The organism is Herbaspirillum sp. 1130, assembly GCF_017833835.1.
Lineage (GTDB): Bacteria > Pseudomonadota > Gammaproteobacteria > Burkholderiales > Burkholderiaceae_D > Herbaspirillum > Herbaspirillum huttiense.
In genome coordinates this window covers 1-15,564 of record NZ_JAFICQ010000004.1, presented here as the reverse complement: position 1 = coordinate 15,564, position 15,564 = coordinate 1, and the positions used below count along the sequence as shown (strand labels likewise).

General features: G+C 59.1%; 18 protein-coding genes. 16 read left to right on the top strand and 2 right to left on the bottom strand.

The features are described 5' to 3' along the window. Positions 1–140: 140 nt before the first annotated feature. Positions 141–404 (top strand): hypothetical protein, encoded by a 264-nt coding sequence (locus JOD78_RS17750; RefSeq protein WP_209570837.1) that lies wholly within the window; start codon positions 141–143, stop codon positions 402–404. A 384-nt stretch (positions 405–788) separates the two neighbouring features. Here JOD78_RS17750 and JOD78_RS17745 read toward each other — a convergent pair whose 3' ends face one another. Then, positions 789–1,184 (bottom strand): helix-turn-helix domain-containing protein, encoded by a 396-nt coding sequence (locus JOD78_RS17745; protein ID WP_209570836.1) that lies wholly within the window; start codon positions 1,182–1,184, stop codon positions 789–791. A gap of 72 nt (positions 1,185–1,256) precedes the next feature. On the opposite strand from JOD78_RS17745, the gene JOD78_RS17740 reads away from it, so the two are divergent. After that, a complete protein-coding gene (locus JOD78_RS17740; protein ID WP_209570835.1) occupies positions 1,257–1,529 on the top strand; it encodes a YdaS family helix-turn-helix protein in 273 nt (90 codons plus the stop codon). Here the strand turns inward: JOD78_RS17740 and JOD78_RS17735 are convergent. Beyond that, a complete protein-coding gene (locus tag JOD78_RS17735) occupies positions 1,417–1,788 on the bottom strand; it encodes a hypothetical protein (RefSeq protein WP_209570849.1) in 372 nt (123 codons plus the stop codon). The two genes, JOD78_RS17740 and JOD78_RS17735, sit on opposite strands and share 113 nt — an antisense overlap. 87 nt (positions 1,789–1,875) lie before the next feature. Here JOD78_RS17735 and JOD78_RS17730 point away from each other — a divergent pair, with 87 nt between their 5' ends. The 14 genes from JOD78_RS17730 to JOD78_RS17665 all read left to right on the top strand — a co-directional run. After that, positions 1,876–2,352: a YmfL family putative regulatory protein gene (locus JOD78_RS17730; RefSeq protein WP_348534272.1), complete on the top strand. Its 477-nt coding sequence runs from the start codon at positions 1,876–1,878 to the stop codon at positions 2,350–2,352. Further along, positions 2,349–5,024 carry a DUF5906 domain-containing protein gene (locus JOD78_RS17725; protein WP_209570833.1) on the top strand — a complete coding sequence of 892 codons (2,676 nt, stop codon included), beginning with the start codon at positions 2,349–2,351 and terminating at the stop codon, positions 5,022–5,024. Before JOD78_RS17730 ends, JOD78_RS17725 begins: the two co-directional genes overlap by 4 nt. A gap of 270 nt (positions 5,025–5,294) precedes the next feature. Beyond that, complete coding sequence (locus tag JOD78_RS17720; RefSeq protein WP_209570832.1) at positions 5,295–5,588, top strand: hypothetical protein; 294 nt, start codon at positions 5,295–5,297, stop codon at positions 5,586–5,588. Continuing rightward, positions 5,585–6,142, top strand: coding sequence for a DNA-binding protein (locus JOD78_RS17715; protein ID WP_209570831.1), 558 nt, complete (start codon positions 5,585–5,587; stop codon positions 6,140–6,142). The genes JOD78_RS17720 and JOD78_RS17715 overlap by 4 nt, the downstream gene beginning before the upstream one ends. A 257-nt stretch (positions 6,143–6,399) precedes the next feature. Then, on the top strand, positions 6,400–6,606 hold the full coding sequence (locus tag JOD78_RS17710) for a hypothetical protein (protein WP_209570830.1): 207 nt from the start codon (positions 6,400–6,402) through the stop codon (positions 6,604–6,606). A 36-nt stretch (positions 6,607–6,642) separates the two neighbouring features. After that, on the top strand, positions 6,643–6,927 hold the full coding sequence (locus JOD78_RS17705) for a hypothetical protein (protein ID WP_209570829.1): 285 nt from the start codon (positions 6,643–6,645) through the stop codon (positions 6,925–6,927). Beyond that, the gene (locus tag JOD78_RS17700; RefSeq protein ID WP_209570828.1) at positions 6,924–8,924 is read left to right on the top strand and encodes a fibronectin type III domain-containing protein; all 2,001 of its coding nucleotides are present in this window, start codon (positions 6,924–6,926) and stop codon (positions 8,922–8,924) included. Before JOD78_RS17705 ends, JOD78_RS17700 begins: the two co-directional genes overlap by 4 nt. Before the next feature lie 18 nt (positions 8,925–8,942). Further along, positions 8,943–9,269: an HNH endonuclease signature motif containing protein gene (locus JOD78_RS17695; protein WP_209570827.1), complete on the top strand. Its 327-nt coding sequence runs from the start codon at positions 8,943–8,945 to the stop codon at positions 9,267–9,269. A 264-nt stretch (positions 9,270–9,533) separates the two neighbouring features. Next, on the top strand, positions 9,534–10,052 hold the full coding sequence (locus JOD78_RS17690) for a phage terminase small subunit P27 family (RefSeq protein WP_209570826.1): 519 nt from the start codon (positions 9,534–9,536) through the stop codon (positions 10,050–10,052). Next, positions 10,027–11,751, top strand: a complete 1,725-nt coding sequence (locus JOD78_RS17685; RefSeq protein ID WP_209570825.1) for a terminase TerL endonuclease subunit — start codon at positions 10,027–10,029, stop codon at positions 11,749–11,751. The genes JOD78_RS17690 and JOD78_RS17685 overlap by 26 nt, the downstream gene beginning before the upstream one ends. Further along, positions 11,748–12,992 carry a phage portal protein gene (locus JOD78_RS17680; protein ID WP_209570824.1) on the top strand — a complete coding sequence of 415 codons (1,245 nt, stop codon included), beginning with the start codon at positions 11,748–11,750 and terminating at the stop codon, positions 12,990–12,992. The genes JOD78_RS17685 and JOD78_RS17680 overlap by 4 nt, the downstream gene beginning before the upstream one ends. A gap of 9 nt (positions 12,993–13,001) precedes the next feature. Continuing rightward, positions 13,002–13,664: an HK97 family phage prohead protease gene (locus JOD78_RS17675; protein WP_209570823.1), complete on the top strand. Its 663-nt coding sequence runs from the start codon at positions 13,002–13,004 to the stop codon at positions 13,662–13,664. Between the two features lie 60 nt (positions 13,665–13,724). Further along, positions 13,725–15,068 carry a phage major capsid protein gene (locus JOD78_RS17670; RefSeq protein WP_209570822.1) on the top strand — a complete coding sequence of 448 codons (1,344 nt, stop codon included), beginning with the start codon at positions 13,725–13,727 and terminating at the stop codon, positions 15,066–15,068. Positions 15,069–15,130: 62 nt separating this feature from the next. Then, a partial coding sequence (locus tag JOD78_RS17665; protein WP_209570821.1) for a hypothetical protein occupies positions 15,131–15,564 on the top strand: 434 nt, incomplete at its 3' end.

Below are 15,564 nucleotides of genomic sequence, written 5' to 3'. Positions count from 1 at the left end.
TCGCGGGGGGGCGGCGCACGGCGACCCGCGAGGAAGTTGAACTTGGGCGGGAGCTGGAAAGCAGCCGCTTTACGGAGCGGAAAGTGCATTGAGGCCTCCATGGCAAAATGGATGTCCGAAAAACACTGATGGGAATTGAAATGAGCGCTGAAACCGCAATGAGCTACACGGAGCTGGGAGAGAAGGCCGCTCAAGGGGCGCAAGACTATTTCCTCAGGGCTGTTCGGGCCGTTGAGGAAAAGTGGGGCGAAGGGGCTGCAGAAAAATATCCGCAGATCGTCGCGGCTCTTATTCAAGCTTCCGCGACCGAGTATTTGGCAAGCATGCTTAGTCATCGCGCAGTCCCAGGCCTAAATACCTTGGCTGACGCCGCTCACAGCATTGCCGACAAGCTTGGCGAATAGCTTCGCATCGGGGCCGCATTTTCCTTGCGACTTGCGGGCCTCCGAGCATTGCGGTGCGCGCAAGCCGTGAACGAGGTCGATGATGGCGGCGCGCGGATTAGTGCAGGCTGCCTCGGAATATTTGCCGTGCTTGCAGTGTTCGCAGTGAATGCAGAACTTGGGCAGGGCTGTAGAGCCGGAATGGATTTGTGGGACGGGCATTTATCGCTCCAGTGATCGAACACGGGAGCGAGTATCACTCAAGTGATTAATTAATTCAACACTTCAGTGATATTTTGTCTCGGTGAAATTGAGTTTGATGTGTTTGTGGCAACTGAACGTGTAGGTTGCAAGAGGCCGCATCGCATGTTCTGGCCAGGCGACGGGTAAGGGCGGGAGTGAGATCTACTTCAGCCGCCTTTGGGCTAGCTCCTCGATCAGCTCAAAGTTGGCTTGTTTCGTAGCCTCAAGAGTCTTGATCACTTCATCTTGTTGTTTGGACGTGAGTCCGTCAAATAACTGCAGTAATGCAACCTGTCGCGCTGACAGGTCCGCTGGCACGTCGCTGTCGTTGGAAGCCGCCTCTTCGTGCGGTACTTCGGTCTCCATGCGCAAATACGCTGGAGTGACCCCTAATGCTTTGGCTATATCCAGCAGGCTTTCCCCGTACCCCCTGATACCCGATTCGATATTGCCAATTGTGCCCTGGGTCAAGCCGGCCCTTTGCGCAAGTTGTGCTTGCGTCAGTTGCTTGGCTTTTCGGGTGGCGCGAAGCCGTGCGCCCAGGGTTTCTTTGTTCATGCGCGGATTAAATCACTTGTGTGAATCACTTGGGTGTTGACGGTAATATCACTACAGTGATTAAATGCCGTCATGAAACCACTAGATAAAGCGATTGCTGTTGCTCAAGGGGTCTCCAAATTGGCGGACCAAATCGGAGTGCGCCAGTCCGTTGTAAGTAACTGGCGTGCACGTGGAACGCTCATTGAGCCCTTGATGTGTGTGCGAATCGAGCGTGCCACGAACGGGGAAGTTACTCGGCGCGAGTTGCGTCCTGTGGATTGGCAGGAGATCTGGCCGGAGTTGGCATCCGATGTTCCTGCGCTGACCGCAAGCGAGCCCATGCATAGAGCCCTGGATGCGTAGTCGCAAATTCGTTGCCAAGTGCTAGCACGCTCAAGTTGTCACCGGAGTGGAGACCTGCTGCCATCTGGCGGAACAGCGAATCGGCTGATAAGGGTGATTCGCCCACGAAGGCGAGTGAGGTCGCCGTCAGACAGACGGCCTCGCACTGACGCAAGTTGCTCTTGATTGTCGCTCCAAGCTGTATGGCGACATCGGTCAGGTGCTTGCGGGTCGGCTTGGCGGCAAGGTGGACCAGCACCAAATATCTCTCGGCTTTCATGCCCATTCTCCCTCACGATTTTCACTGATGGGGCGAAGCATAGTCCGTGAGAAAAAATCTCAAAACCACAACTGAAGGGGAATCGTTGTGAACCAAAGGCAGGCGTTGCTGGGAATGATCAAGGCGTTCCCAGGCGGATGGGACAGCATGTCCGCCGCAATGGGGATGACCCGTGACGCGCTCGAAAATCGGGTCTATGAGCGGCGCGGTCAGTCGGTCAGCCTGGATCTCGCAGTGCAGATGCAAAAAACCTCGGGCACGACATTGCTGGCCCAGGCAATCGCCACCGATGCCGGTGGCGTTTTCTATAAGCTGGTCGAGCCTGGCAGCGTGGATCGTGAGGAGCTTCACGACAAGTTCCAGGAGCTATACCAAGAGTTGGGCCGGCTCTCGCAGCAATACGTGGAGTTCACCTCCGATAACAAGATCGACAAGCGGGAGCGGTCGCAGCTTGAAATCACTGCAGACGAAATCCATCAGACCGTGCGCGAGCTGGTGGGCTTGATGTTTGCGATCTACTGTCCGGCAGAAGGGCACGATGCTGCCGAGGGACGCCAGGCATGAATTTTGAGGCTGAAGTCATCGCTCTGATGAGAGAGCATCAGCTGCCAGAACTGCCAGTTGGACATCCCATCTTCAATTCCAAGAAAGTCTTACGCTTCGGTCCTAAGAAAAAGGGCTGGTACTCACTCCGCAAGTTCACATTGAAGTCCGGCAAAGAAGTCGTCGCTGGCTACTTCGGCATCAATCGCGGCAGCAATCACAATACGGTCCCCGTCCGCATCGAGTCGGAAAGATTCTCAGCCGAGGATGTCGAAGAGTATAAGGAGCGCCAGCGTGCCTTCGAGGAGAAGGCTGCTGCTGATCGTGCCAATGCTGCGCGCCTGGCAGCGAACCGCGCGAAGGGGCAGTGGTCAGCTGCCGTCGAGGATGATGCGGGATCCCATCCCTACCTGGTGCGTAAGGGTGTCGTCGCTGAGGGGCTGCGCGTCGATAGCGAAGGGCAGCTCCTGGTGCCGATGCGGCACTATTCCCATGAAGGCGGCCGCCTGGTCGGCCTGCAGAAGATCTCGCATGGCGGCGAGAAGCGATACAACAAGGGCCTCGACAAGATCGGTGCTGGCTTCCTGCTCGGCGTCGCCGTGGATGCGCCGATCATCGCTGTCGGTGAAGGCTATGCGACGTGCCAGTCAGCGCGCATGGGTGCGGCCTTGTCCGAAAAACACAGCCACGACCTTCCGGTCATGGTCGCCTTCGACGCCGGCAACATTCTCCATATCGCCCGGAAGCTCCGGGCAGACTTCCCCGATGCGCACCTGCTATTCCTGGCGGACGATGACTTCCAGCTGGAGCTTCGCTACGAAGAGCGGCTGCGCGAGGATTTCGGCATTGAGCCGGCGCCGGCCGTCGATGGTGAGTGGCGGAAGGTCAAGACTGCTCGTGGCGACCTGGCTGAGATCTGCGCGGAGTATCGCTTTGATCGCCAGTCCGTCGCCTATCTGCATGTGGAGATCCGGTGCGGGCGCGTCATCAAAGAGATTCGCTTCGAGAACGCCGGCCTGGCTGCTTGCCATGCTGCGGCCTTCGAGGTCGGCAATGCCTCGGTCGTGAAGCCACTATTCCGGGAGCGTGGTGAGAACAAGCTGACCGACTTCAACGACCTGCACCAGGCCGAAGGCCTGGAGGCGGTCTCCGAGCAGATCTCCGCTGCCATCATCGAGGCGATTGCTCCGGAGGTGCCAGCACGCGAGGCGGTCGCGGCCGGCCCTCGGCTTTCCCTTGTCCCCCGCTCCCCCGAGGAGGAAAGTCGGTCGGGGGCTCCCGCCCCCGAAGGGCAAAAGCAACGAAAAAGCAAGGACGACGCGGAGCCTGGTAAGGATGGCGAAGCCTCGGGCGCCGGTGGCGGGCGTGGGGGCAGGGGAAAGGGCAAGGCCAAGGGTGATGGGGATGAGCCTGATCCTGAATACTTAGAGAAGTGGCGGTACCTGGTCGATAACTTCGTGCTGCTGTACGGCACCAGCACTGCCTGGGACCGCGTCAGCAAGATGCAGATCGAGATCACGGCTCTGCGCCTGGCCTATGGCAATGACGTGGTCAAGGGTTGGCTCAATACGAAGCGCCGACAGATGATCAACATCAAGAATCTGGTCTTCGATCCGACCGAAACGGTGGATGAGGTCACGCACGTGAACATGTACGACGGCTTCGACGTCGTTCCGAAAAGGGGGCGGTGCGAGAAGATCCTGGAGCTCCTCAAGCACCTCTGCAACAACGATGAGGTGATGTTCACCTGGGTGCTCAAGTGGATTGCCTATCCGCTCCAGCATCCAGGCGCGAAGATGGCTACGGCCATCATCATGCATGGCGATGAGGGCTCGGGGAAAAACCTGTTCTGGGAAAAGGTGGTCCGCCAGATCTACGGCCAGTATTCCTGGGTGATCGGTGACGCCGAGCTGGAGAGTCCCTTCAACGAGTGGGCCTCGCGCAAACTGTTCCTGGTTTGTGATGAGGTGGTCACGCGCAACGAGCTCAAGCAGCTCAAGGGCCGGATGAAGAAGATGATCTCGGGCGATGAGCTGCCGATCAATCCCAAGAACCTGTCCGTGCGGTACGAGGCGAACCACATGAATTTCGTCTTCCTCTCCAACGAGCTGCAGCCGCTTGCCCTGGATAAGACGGATCGCCGCTACCTGGTGCTTTGGACGCCGCCCAAGCGCGAGAAAGAATTCTATGCCGATGTCGGCAGGGAGCTCAATGACGGCGGCATGGAGGCCTTCTTCCACTACCTGAAGCACGAGGTCGACCTTGCCGGCTTCACGCCCCACACAGAGCCGATCATGAACCAGGCCAAGCAGAACTTGATCAGCCTGGGGCTCTCGCCCTCAGAGCGCTTTTACCGTGAGTGGGAAGACCAGGCGCTGCCGGTCCCATTCATGACCTGCAGCTCGCAGCAGCTCTACAGCGCCTTCCAGCGATGGTGCACCTTGAACGGAGAGCGCTATACGCCCACGAAAACCCGATTCGGATCTGAGGTCAAGCGGATTGCCGGTGATGCATTGCAGGACCGCATCGTGAAGTATGAGTTCGGCGAGGCGTTCAAGCAGCGTACGGTCTATCTCCTGGGAGAGCCTCAGGAGGGCCAGTCGCTGCAGGACTACGTCAAGAACGCCTGCGACATGTTCGAGAAGGATCTGCGCCGCTATCGCCACGTGTATGACCAGCCGGACGAGAGTTAACGGTCAGCCCTTCACATCGTCCGCAACTATCAACACGCTGAAAGCCGCATGAAATCAGGCTTTATTGACAGTGTGAACAGTATGAACAGATTTTTGAGGTGCCTTCATGTGTGTGCGTGCGCGCACGTGCGAGGGGAGCAAATGTTAATGCGTCTTGGATATCAATTTTTACTCTTCACACTATTAATACTGTTAACAAACTCAATAAATATAAGGGTTTCAGCATGTTGGCAGTCATGTTAACGGTGTGAAGGGTAGGAAAGGCAAGCGATGAAATCACGTGAGGCAATGCCGAAGGTGGCCGCCTGGATCGATCTTCTGCGGCAGGCCTTTGGAGAGGCGGAGATCAATGAGCAGTTGCGCAGAGGGGTGCGTGGCGAGCCAGTCTTCTTCGCCAGTGAGGGAGGTCATGAAATTGGAACGCCGCTGCCTCCGGCAGTCGGGGCAATCAGAGTTGACGCTGCTGGCAATCGATATGCCGAGGATTACGCCAGCAGCCAGGGTGGCAGTGATTTAAAAATTGGGCCGGGCAAGTCCGGTGAACATCAAGCGAGGGAAAAATGAACTACGAATTTGGGCTCGATATCAACGACCTGTTCCGCAATGAGCATGAGGCACTGACCTTTGCCTTCAACTTCCAGAGTCAGCAGTATCCGCTGTCGCCCATGTCCAAACTGGGAAGCCTGGAGGCCCTCGGCAGGGGAAAAGGTCTTGTTTCCGTTGATGGTGCGGCACAGGCTGGGATCATTCGTAAGCGCTTGGATCGCCTTGCGGATGATCGTCGTCACTGCCTGGTGGCTCGGTTCTCGGCGAAATACGATGAGTGCCCTTGCTGCAAGGGTACGCGCCCGCTTCCAGAGTGGCGCGAGGCGATAGTCTTCTTGCGGGAGTGGTCTGCATTCCAGGTCTCGGGCCTGTCCTTCGCAAATGTCAGAGAGGCGATCATCATGAATTACTTTGACAAAAAGGTCTCGGTGACCGACGCGGCAGACCGCGTGCACATGAACCTGCGGACCGCGCGTCATCATCAGAAAAAGATCCAGGACAAGCTCAGGGTGTTGGAGCTTGAGGCACTCGGCGAGATCAGGACGGCTCTGGAGTTATCCACAGCCGATTAAAAAAAGCTTGCTTGCCAAATCGCGGCAATATATAGTCCGTTTCCGATACACGTCAAAAGTCCGTAAAAACCGCGCAAGCATCCGCTGCGCGGTTTTTTTTCGCCTGAATTATTGGCGAGGCCGCCGCCATACGCGGCCACCAACAACGAACTGCAGACGTCCAATATTCAGCTTTCCGAATCAGCGCGCCGGCCCGGAAGCTTCCGTTGCCGGCGCTCTTCATTTTCGAGGTGCTTATGGAAACGCAGAAGGCTTCAATGCTCAAGATCGTCAGCGATGGCAATGGAATGGGAACGCGCCTGGTTATGCCGGACGGTACTATCGTGCCAGGCGTGACACGCATCGAGCTGCGTCCGATCATTGCTGATAACAAGGTCGAGGCCGTCATTACCTGCGTCGGCGTCTGCCTCGACATCGATGTCTCAGGTGAGTTCGCGCAGCAGCTGCTCGCCGAACCGGACTAGCCAGATCCCGACGTTCTGCGGGTGCAGACGTCTGCAATGAGTCTCCTTCTTCCGATTTTCATAGGCTGGGTCGGGAGCTTTGCCGCGATTCCTCGCGGCTTTTTTTATTCGGTGGTGCGCATGTATGTCGATATGAAGGCGAACAGTCCTCTGGGGCTTAGCGATACATGGACGGAATGGTGCGATGTGGAGATCACGAAAGATTCGAGTGATCGGCCGATCAGCATCAAAGCGACCCGTGATGATGGGACGGTATTCCTGAAATCCATCGTCTACAGCGATGGTAAGGTGAATATCTCGAAGTGGACGAAAGCACCATGACTATTCTTTCTGCAATGATTGAATCGGCTGTGCTTGGCCTCGCGAAGAAGCCTTTCGTGATAACCGGCACAAAAGGAGCGGGCTACGTTCTGTCTGTTACACCGCAATCGGGGTACGCAGTCAATGGCGCGACCGCCTACCAGTGGACGCGCGACGGTGTCGATATTGCAGGGCAAACCGCTGCGACCTATACCCAGCTGGCATCGGACAGGGGCCTGGCTATCGACTGTAGAGTGACAGGGCTGGCGTACGTCGTCCCAGGCGTGAAGGTGCCTGCGTCGAGCCCCAGTGCCCCGACGTCCGTGGTCGCCTCTCCTGGCGATACCTCGGTGATGGTCACCTGCGGGGCACCGGCTGACATCGGTGGCGCTGCTATCGAGAGCTACCAGGCGAATGCGTACAAGGTGTCCGACGGCTCGTTGGTGGGTTCGGTTGTCGGTAGCTCTAGTCCTCTGACGATCACTGGACTGGCAAATGATGTCCCGGTATATGTGACGGTGGCCGCGAAGAACACGGCGGTGGCAGCCTACGGAGCTCAGTCGGCGCCTTCAAACGCCGTCAAACCGAAGCCCAAACAAGTGCTCCAAGTTGCGACCCGATGCAGCTATCCCACTACGCGCAGCTATACGCAGATCCAGAGTCGGGTCGAGATGACCGCTATGGACACGCTCTTCACCGGTCTGCAAGTAGGGTTCGAAAACTCCTATAGTCGGCTGGAGACGGCCAATCCGAGCACGGCAACTATTCGAGCTGCTATCGAATTTCCGATTGGTTCCGGTGTGTTGCAGCACTTCCAATTCTCTGGGGCCGTTCGTGGCGTAATGGCCTCCGGTGGAAAAATTCTTTCCGACGCCTTGAATTTGACAGCGCCTATCCCATTCGGATCAAAGTTCTGGATGTGGATCTATGGCGATTCCGGTGCAGGTGGTCAGCTTTGCATGACGAGAGGGTCGAGTGTGAACTGGACCCGTGATTTCACGCATGACATGACATACGGTTCGACTGTCAATTCCAGTACGACCAGCATCGATTACATGGATGCATCCCCAGCGGCGCGAGCTGCCCTTTCGGACAACGTGATCTGGCTGGGCACGGGCTTCGGGCTTAAGCCGACATGCTTGATCGCCCCGACCAGTCGCCGGAACTCGGTTGCTCTGCTGGGCGACTCTCGTTCGGCGCCGGAATCCGGCGATATCTCCAAAACGCCGGACCTGTTGGTCGGCCCGCTGGAGCGTGTGTTTGGGATCGCGAATGCGTTCATCAACCTTTCCGAGTCGAATGACCGGATGGAGTACTTCACCAGCTCCAGTAGCTGGGATAAGCGGAAGGCGTACCTCCAATATTGTGCAGGGATCGCAAACGGCCTCGGCACGAACGATGCTCCGGCGAGCGATGCATCATCGATCATCACAAAGGAACAGGCATTCCTCGCTCATCCAAGCATCGCGGGGAAGCGGATCGCTGGAGTCACGCTGCCGAACCGTACGTCCTCGACCGATCAGTGGACAACGATTGCAGGGCAGAGCCTCGCTGGTGGAGGCGCTCCTGCGGTGGCGGCTCTGAATGCTTGGCGGAAGAGTGCGTCGGCATACGCAAAGATGGTGGACCTCTTCGCGGCAGTGTGCGACGCAGGAACGGGCTTCTTCAAGGTTCTTCCGAGCGCGCGAAGCATCACCGTCAGCACGACTGCTGGATCTTCTACGGTCGCTGTGTCCGGTGGAGCAGTCTCTGCTTCGGACAGCGACCACATGATTTATATCCCTGGGGCCGGCGCATCGGGGGGCAACCTGCTGATGCTTGCTTCCTATGTGAATGCCAATACGCTTTCGCTGAAGGGTGTGCCTGGCGGCAGCGCAGGAACGGCAGGCACGGCGGTAACCAATGTGACAGCGTTCATGGGGTGCCAAGAGTTCACCATCGACGGTCTGCACGAGAGCTTCGGTTCGGGCCCGGCTTATGCTGCATTAGCAGAGTCGAGCTCGTTCGTCGAAGCCTAGTGCGGGCAGAGTGCGGATATGGCAGCAGCTGCTTACCGTCATCTCTATCAAGGCAAGCGGTGGTACCGGCTTCGCTACAAGCAGTTGCAGAAAGATCCGCTGTGTTGTTTTTGTGCCGACCGAGGTGTAGTGCGGCCGGCGGCCGTCGTTGACCATATCAAGGCGCATCGCGGGAATGAAGATCTGTTCTTCGATGCGGATAACCTTCAGTCGCTGTGCAAGCACTGTCACGACAGCATAAAGCAGCAGATGGAAAAGAGTGGTGTGGCGAGGGGGTGCGATGAGTCGGGCATGCCCCTCGATCCGAATCATCATTGGGGATCCTATGCAAGATCAGCAAAATGATGTGGCCGGGTGCAAGCCCATGGCCGTCCAACTGCGCCTTCGGCCTTGGCCCGTTCGGCTTTGGCGCAGCTACCGTGCCTGGAGGGCCTATCTCGGGCCGCTTCGAGCCCTCCAGGCGGCGCTGGTGACTTGCGGAGCTGCCCGGAAAAAAGGGGTAGGGCGGGTAAAAAGTCCCGCGAAAGCCCGTTCCTGACCGCTCGCCTCCCGTTTCTCGCAAAATCGGGAAATATGGGAGGGGGGTATCTGATGAAATAGGAGGCCAGTATGGCTGGCAATCAAAACTCCGGACGTCGCAAAACGCCTGCGGCGCTCCACCTGATCAACGGAAATCCGAGCAAATTGCCCGCGAGCCAGCTGCTGGGTGCCGGCGCGAAGGGGGCGGTGCCGGCCTCGGCGCTGCCCGAGTGCCCGACCTTCCTCACAGCGCCGGCCAAGGCCGAGTGGAAGCGGATCATCGGTGACCTGGCGCTGATGGGCAACGTGGCGCGGGTCGACCGGGCCGAGCTGGCCGTCTACTGCCAGGCCTATGCCGACTGGAAGTTCTTCCGCGAGAAGATCAAGAAGGCGCAGGAAGACTCGGGCTACGTTGAGACCACCCCCAGCGGTTACAAGCAGATCTCTGCCTGGATGCAGAATGCGAACCGTGCCGAGGAGCGCATGCACAAGGCGGGCGCATCGTTCGGTATGAATCCATCCGCGCGCGCGGCGCATGACTGGCGCGCCCCCCAGGGGGAGTTGTTCGCTACGGAAGAGCGCGATGCACGAGACCGATTCTTCGACTGAGATTGACCGCTGCACACAGTACGCCCAGGACGTTGTCGAGAAAAGGATCGTGGCCGGCCCGCACGTGCGGGCGGCATGTCGGCGTCATCTGAAAGACCTGGAAGAAGGGGCGGCGAGAGGCCTGCACTGGAATCTGGCCGAGGCGCAGCGTGTCATCGCCTTCTTCGAAGAAGTGCTGGTGCTCAACGGTGGCAAGTTCGAGGGCAAGCCCTTCGAGGTGCTCGACTGGCAGGCGTTCGTGCTGGGAAGCCTCTTCGGGTGGCAGACCGATGACGGCACGCGCCGCTTTCGGGTCGCATATGTAGAGACGGCCAAGGGGTCGGGGAAGTCTCCGCTCGCTGCCGGCATTGGCCTGTATGGCCTTACCGCCGACCGCGAGCAGCGTGCCGAGATCTACGCTGCAGCGACGAAGAAGGACCAGGCGCAGATCCTGTTCCGCGACGCGGTGGCGATGTATGACCAGTCCCCGCGGCTGCGGCAGCGCTTGGTGCCATCGGGTAGCAAGGGGAAGGAATACAACTTGGCGTATCACGCCACGTCCTCCTTCTTCAAGACGATCAGTGCCGACGATGGGCAGTCCGGGCCGCGCCCGCACATGGGCATCCTGGATGAGATCCATGAGCACAAAACCGCCACGGTAGTCGAAATGATGCGTGCCGGCACGAAGAGCCGGCGCCAGGCATTGATCTTCATGATCACCAATTCCGGCAGCGACATGACGTCGGTGTGCGGTGACTATCATGAGTACGGACGCCAGGTGTGCGCAGGCACGCTGAGCGATGACAGCTTCTTCGGTTACATCTGCGGTCTCGACAAGGACGATGACCCCTTCCAGGATGAATCCTGCTGGGCCAAGGCCAATCCGAGCCTTCACCACGGCATTCCAGGCATCAAGTATCTGCGCGAACAGGTCACCCAGGCGCGCGGCATGCCCTCGAAGGAGGCGCTGGTCAAGCGGTTGAACTTCTGCATGTGGACCGGGGCGATTGCGCCGTGGCTGGCGGCGGAAGCATGGTTCGCTTGCGAGGATCCAGGGATGGTCGACCGGACTCAGTTTTACGGCCGCTCCGGCTCAGCTGGTCTTGACCTGTCAAGCACGCAGGATCTGACATCGTTTGTCGTGTCGCTGGATCCGACGGAGGACGATCCGTACGTGCGACTGATCCCCTTCTTCTGGCTCCCTGGGGACAACCTGGAGGCGAAGGGGCACCGCGATCGCGTCCCCTACGTGGCCTGGCGTGAGGCCGGTCACCTTGAGGCGCTGCCGGGCAAGGCAGTCGACAAGCTGGCGGTGCTGCGCAAGGTTTCAGAGCTGGCCGCGATGTTCGAGCTCCGGCACATCAATGCCGACCGCTGGCGCCTGGAGGACTACCGTCAACTGGCGGAGCGTGAGGACGTGTCCCTGCCACCGTTTGAGCCGTTCGGCCAGGGCATGAAAGATATGGCGCCTGCTGTCGATGAGTTCGAGCGTCTCCTCGTTGACGAAAAGATGCGTCATGACGGTAATCCGGTGATGACGTGGAACGCCGGTAACGCGGTGCTGGATAGTGACGCTGCCGGCAACCGGAAGGTGACCAAGCAGAAGGCGCGTGGACGTGTGGATGGCATCGTCGCTGGTGTGATGGCAGTCGCCGGCACGATGTCCCTTGAAACCGAGGAGGATATCGATAGCTTCCTCAATGACCCGATTCGTACATGAACCTTATCAATGCTTTTAGCGCCATGACTCGCTGGTGGCGGGGCTCGGCCTTGGAAGAGACGCAGGGCATGCAGCGCATGGAGCCGACGGTCGCGCTGGTGCCCGGAACCGCAATGACGCCAGTTGACGCGGCTCTCCAGATCAGTACGGTCTGGGCCTGCGTGGACCGGCGCGGTTCCTTGCTGGCGAGCCTACCGATCTTCGTTTATCGAAACAACAGCGGCGCGCGTACGATGGCTTCGCGAACGGACCGGCTCTACCAGCTGTTGCACGATTCACCGAACTCCAGGATGACGCCCTTCGAGTTCTGGCGCGCAATGATGTTGAACTATGATCTGCGCGGCAACGCCTACGCACGGATCGACCGAGCTGCGAGCGGCGAGGCTGTCGCGCTGTGGCCGATGCCGGCTGACCAGGTTGAGCCAATCGTCCTTGAGGACGGCAGCATGGTCTACAAGTACACCCTCGGCGCCAACGTGGTCGTATATGCCGCTGAAACCGTCTTGCACTTGAAGAACCTGGGCAACGGGACCACAGGCCTCTCGAAGCTGGAGTTCATGCGTTCGACGACCGATGAAATGCGCAAGGCGCAGGCCTCGGCAGCAGAGACCTTCGGCAACGGAGGGAAGCCGACAGGTGTGCTGATGCTGGACAAGGTGCTGAGCACAGAGCAACGGAAAGCAGTGAAGAAGAACTTTGCGGATCTGGCCATTGGATCCACAAATAGCGTGCATCTTCTTGAGGCCAACATGAAGTACCAGCAGCTCTCGCTGACGCCGATGGAGCAGCAGTTGCTTGAGACACGAAAGTACGGCGTCGAGGAGATCTGTCGCTGGTTCGATGTTCCGCCCGTCCTGGTACATCACGCCAACGTGACATCGTGGGGCTCGGGGATCTTCGAAATCAAGGACGGCTTCTACACGCTCTCGTTGGCGCCACTCGCGGTGAACATCGTACAGGCCGTGACCAAGCGAGTGCTGACGCCCATGCAGCGTGCCACCATGACCGTGGAAATCAGCCTCGATGCGCTGATGCGTGCCTCGATCAAGGACCGCTACGAGATCTACGGTAAGGCAGTGCAGAACGGTATCAAGACCCGTAACGAGGTCCGCCAGCTAGAGAACGATCCGCCGATGACCGGTGGCGATCAGCTCACGGCTCAGTCCAACCTGGTGCCGCTGGATATGCTCGGTAAGGTCAAGGTGACCTCGGGCGGTTCCGGCGACACCATAAAGCAATAGGAAGAAAACATGGAAACCAAGGTATTGAAGCTGGAACTGAGCGAATTCAAGCTGGATGACAATGGCAAGACCTTCCAGGGCTACGCCAGCACCTTTGGCAATGTTGACTCCTATGGCGATACTATCGTCAAGGGCGCCTATGCCGAGACGCTCAAGCAGTACGGTCTGCCCAAGATGTTCTTCAACCACAACACCTATGAAGTTCCGATGGGTAAGTGGGTCGATGCTGCTGAAGATGATCATGGGCTTAAGTTGGCCGGTGAGTTCACGCCGGGCAACACCCTTGCCGACCAGGTGCGCGCTGCCATCAAGCACGGCACGCTGGATGGCCTGTCCATCGGATACCGACTGAAGAAGGGTGATTTCGACATCACCGAGACGGGGCGGACCATTCGCAAGGTCGCACGCCTGCCCGAGGTCTCAATCGTGACATTCCCTGCTGATGGTAAGGCTCTGCTGGACCGGGCCAGCGTGAAATCGAATCTGGATGGGCTCGATGAGGTCGAGACCATCAGGGATCTTGAATACTTCCTGCGGGATGCAGGCGGGTTCAGCAAGCAGGCGGCCCAGGCCGTGGTCGCCAAGTTCAAGACGCTGACGGAAGTGCGGGATGCACCGACTGATGCGAAGGCCGAGATGTTACGCCGCCTGGAGGCCATGGCGGCGCCGTAATTCGTTCCCTTTTTGTCGAAACCACAGCCGCCTTGAGCGGCTATTTTTTTGAGGATTGTTATGAAAAACTTCAGCTTCTCCCGCATCCCGCTGCGTGCCCTGGTCCTGCTGGGCATGGGTCTGATCGCTTTCGGCGCTCATGCTGCCGGCTATGATGTCGCGGCGTTCGTCACGGCGCACCTCGGTACTGGCGCTGCCGGCATGGCCGGTCTCGGTGGCCTGGCTTTCATGGGCGAGACCGCCGACGCCAAGATCATGGAGGCGCTCGACCGCGTGGAAAAGAAGATGGGCGAGGCCAGCGAAAAGGCCACCGCCGAAATCAAGGAACTCGGCAAGGTCACCCAGGAGACCAAGAGCACCATCGATGCGCTGGGCAATGAGCAGAAGGCACTCGCAGATCGTCTGCTCGCCATCGAGCAAAAAGCCAGCAGCGAAGATCAGGTGGAGCCGGAAGTGAAGTCGGCCGGCGAGCTCTTCATCGAGACCACCCAATACAAGAACTTCGTGAGCGGCAATCTGCAAGGCAAGACTCATGCCGAAGTGAAGAACACGGTGACCAATGCCGTGGCGAACACTTACAGTGAGCGTCGGCCAGGCCTGGTGGAGGGCGCCTGGCGCGTGTTCACCATCGAGAACCTCTTGACCTCGATTCCCACGACTTCGAACGCCATCGACTGGATCCAGGAGTCGACCTTCGTCAACAACGCTGCCGAGGTGGCCGAAGGTAGTGCCAAGCCGCAGAGCTCCATCACCTTCGTGCCGAAAACCTCGCCGGTGCAGACCATCGCGCACTGGATCCGCATCACCAAGCAGCTCGCATCGGACAATGCAGCGCTGGCCGCCTACATCAATCGCCGCATGATCTACGGTGTGAACATGCGCGTGGAGTCGCAGATCGTGTCCGGGAACGGTGCTGCACCCAACCTCGGCGGCCTGACCATGGCCGGCAACTTCACGCCGCATGGCTACACAGCATCGTTGCTGTCGGCGCAGGGCCTGGCGAACAATCGCTTTGATGTGATCGGCAAGATGATCGGCGACTGCGCGGCGGCGGACTACCCGGCTGACGTGATCATGCTGAGCATCATCGACTGGTGGATCATTCGCCTGCAAAAGGACTCCACCGGCCGCTACCTGATGGGTGATCCCAGCTCGTCGGCGCCGCCGATGCTGTTCGGTCTGCCGGTCGTTGCCTCCAACGCTGTCCCGACCGGCAAGGTGTGGGTGGGTTCCCTGGCGCAGGCCGTCACGCTGCACGAGCGCGAGGGTGTGGGCATTGCGCTGTCGGACAGCGATGCCGACAACTTTACCAACAACCTGATCACGATCCGCGCCGAGCGCCGGGTAGCTCTGACCGTCGAGAAGCCGGCAGCTTGCCGCTACGGCGACCTGGTCCCGGCCTAATTCCGACTGTTCAACCGAAAGGGGCTAACTGCCCCTTTCTTCTTATCCCAACTGGAGCTGACATGGAATTGGTCGAAGTGAAAATCAAGGGTCAGGTGATTACCTCCCGCTATGGCGTACTGAATGCAGGTGATGTGCTGCGTACCGACAAGGCATATGCCGATCACCTGGTGAACGAGCTGCGCGCCGCAGAGTATCCGCCCGTGCAGACGTCTGCACAAGTCGCGGAAAGTGCAGCCTTCGCCGCACAAACAGCGGCCGAGCAAGCCAGCGCCGCAGCTGCCGCTGCTCAACAGGCTGTGAAACAGGGCGATGCAGGTGCTGCTGCCGCTGCTGCCCAGAATGCCGCCGCACAGGCCCAGGCCGCAGTAGCCGCAGCTGAAGCCGCGCAGGCCGCTGCAGCCCAGGCCGCTGCCGATGCCCAGGCCGCCGCCGATGCCCAGGCCGCTGCCGATGCCCAGGCCGCCGCCGATGCCCAGGCCGCTGCCGATGCCCA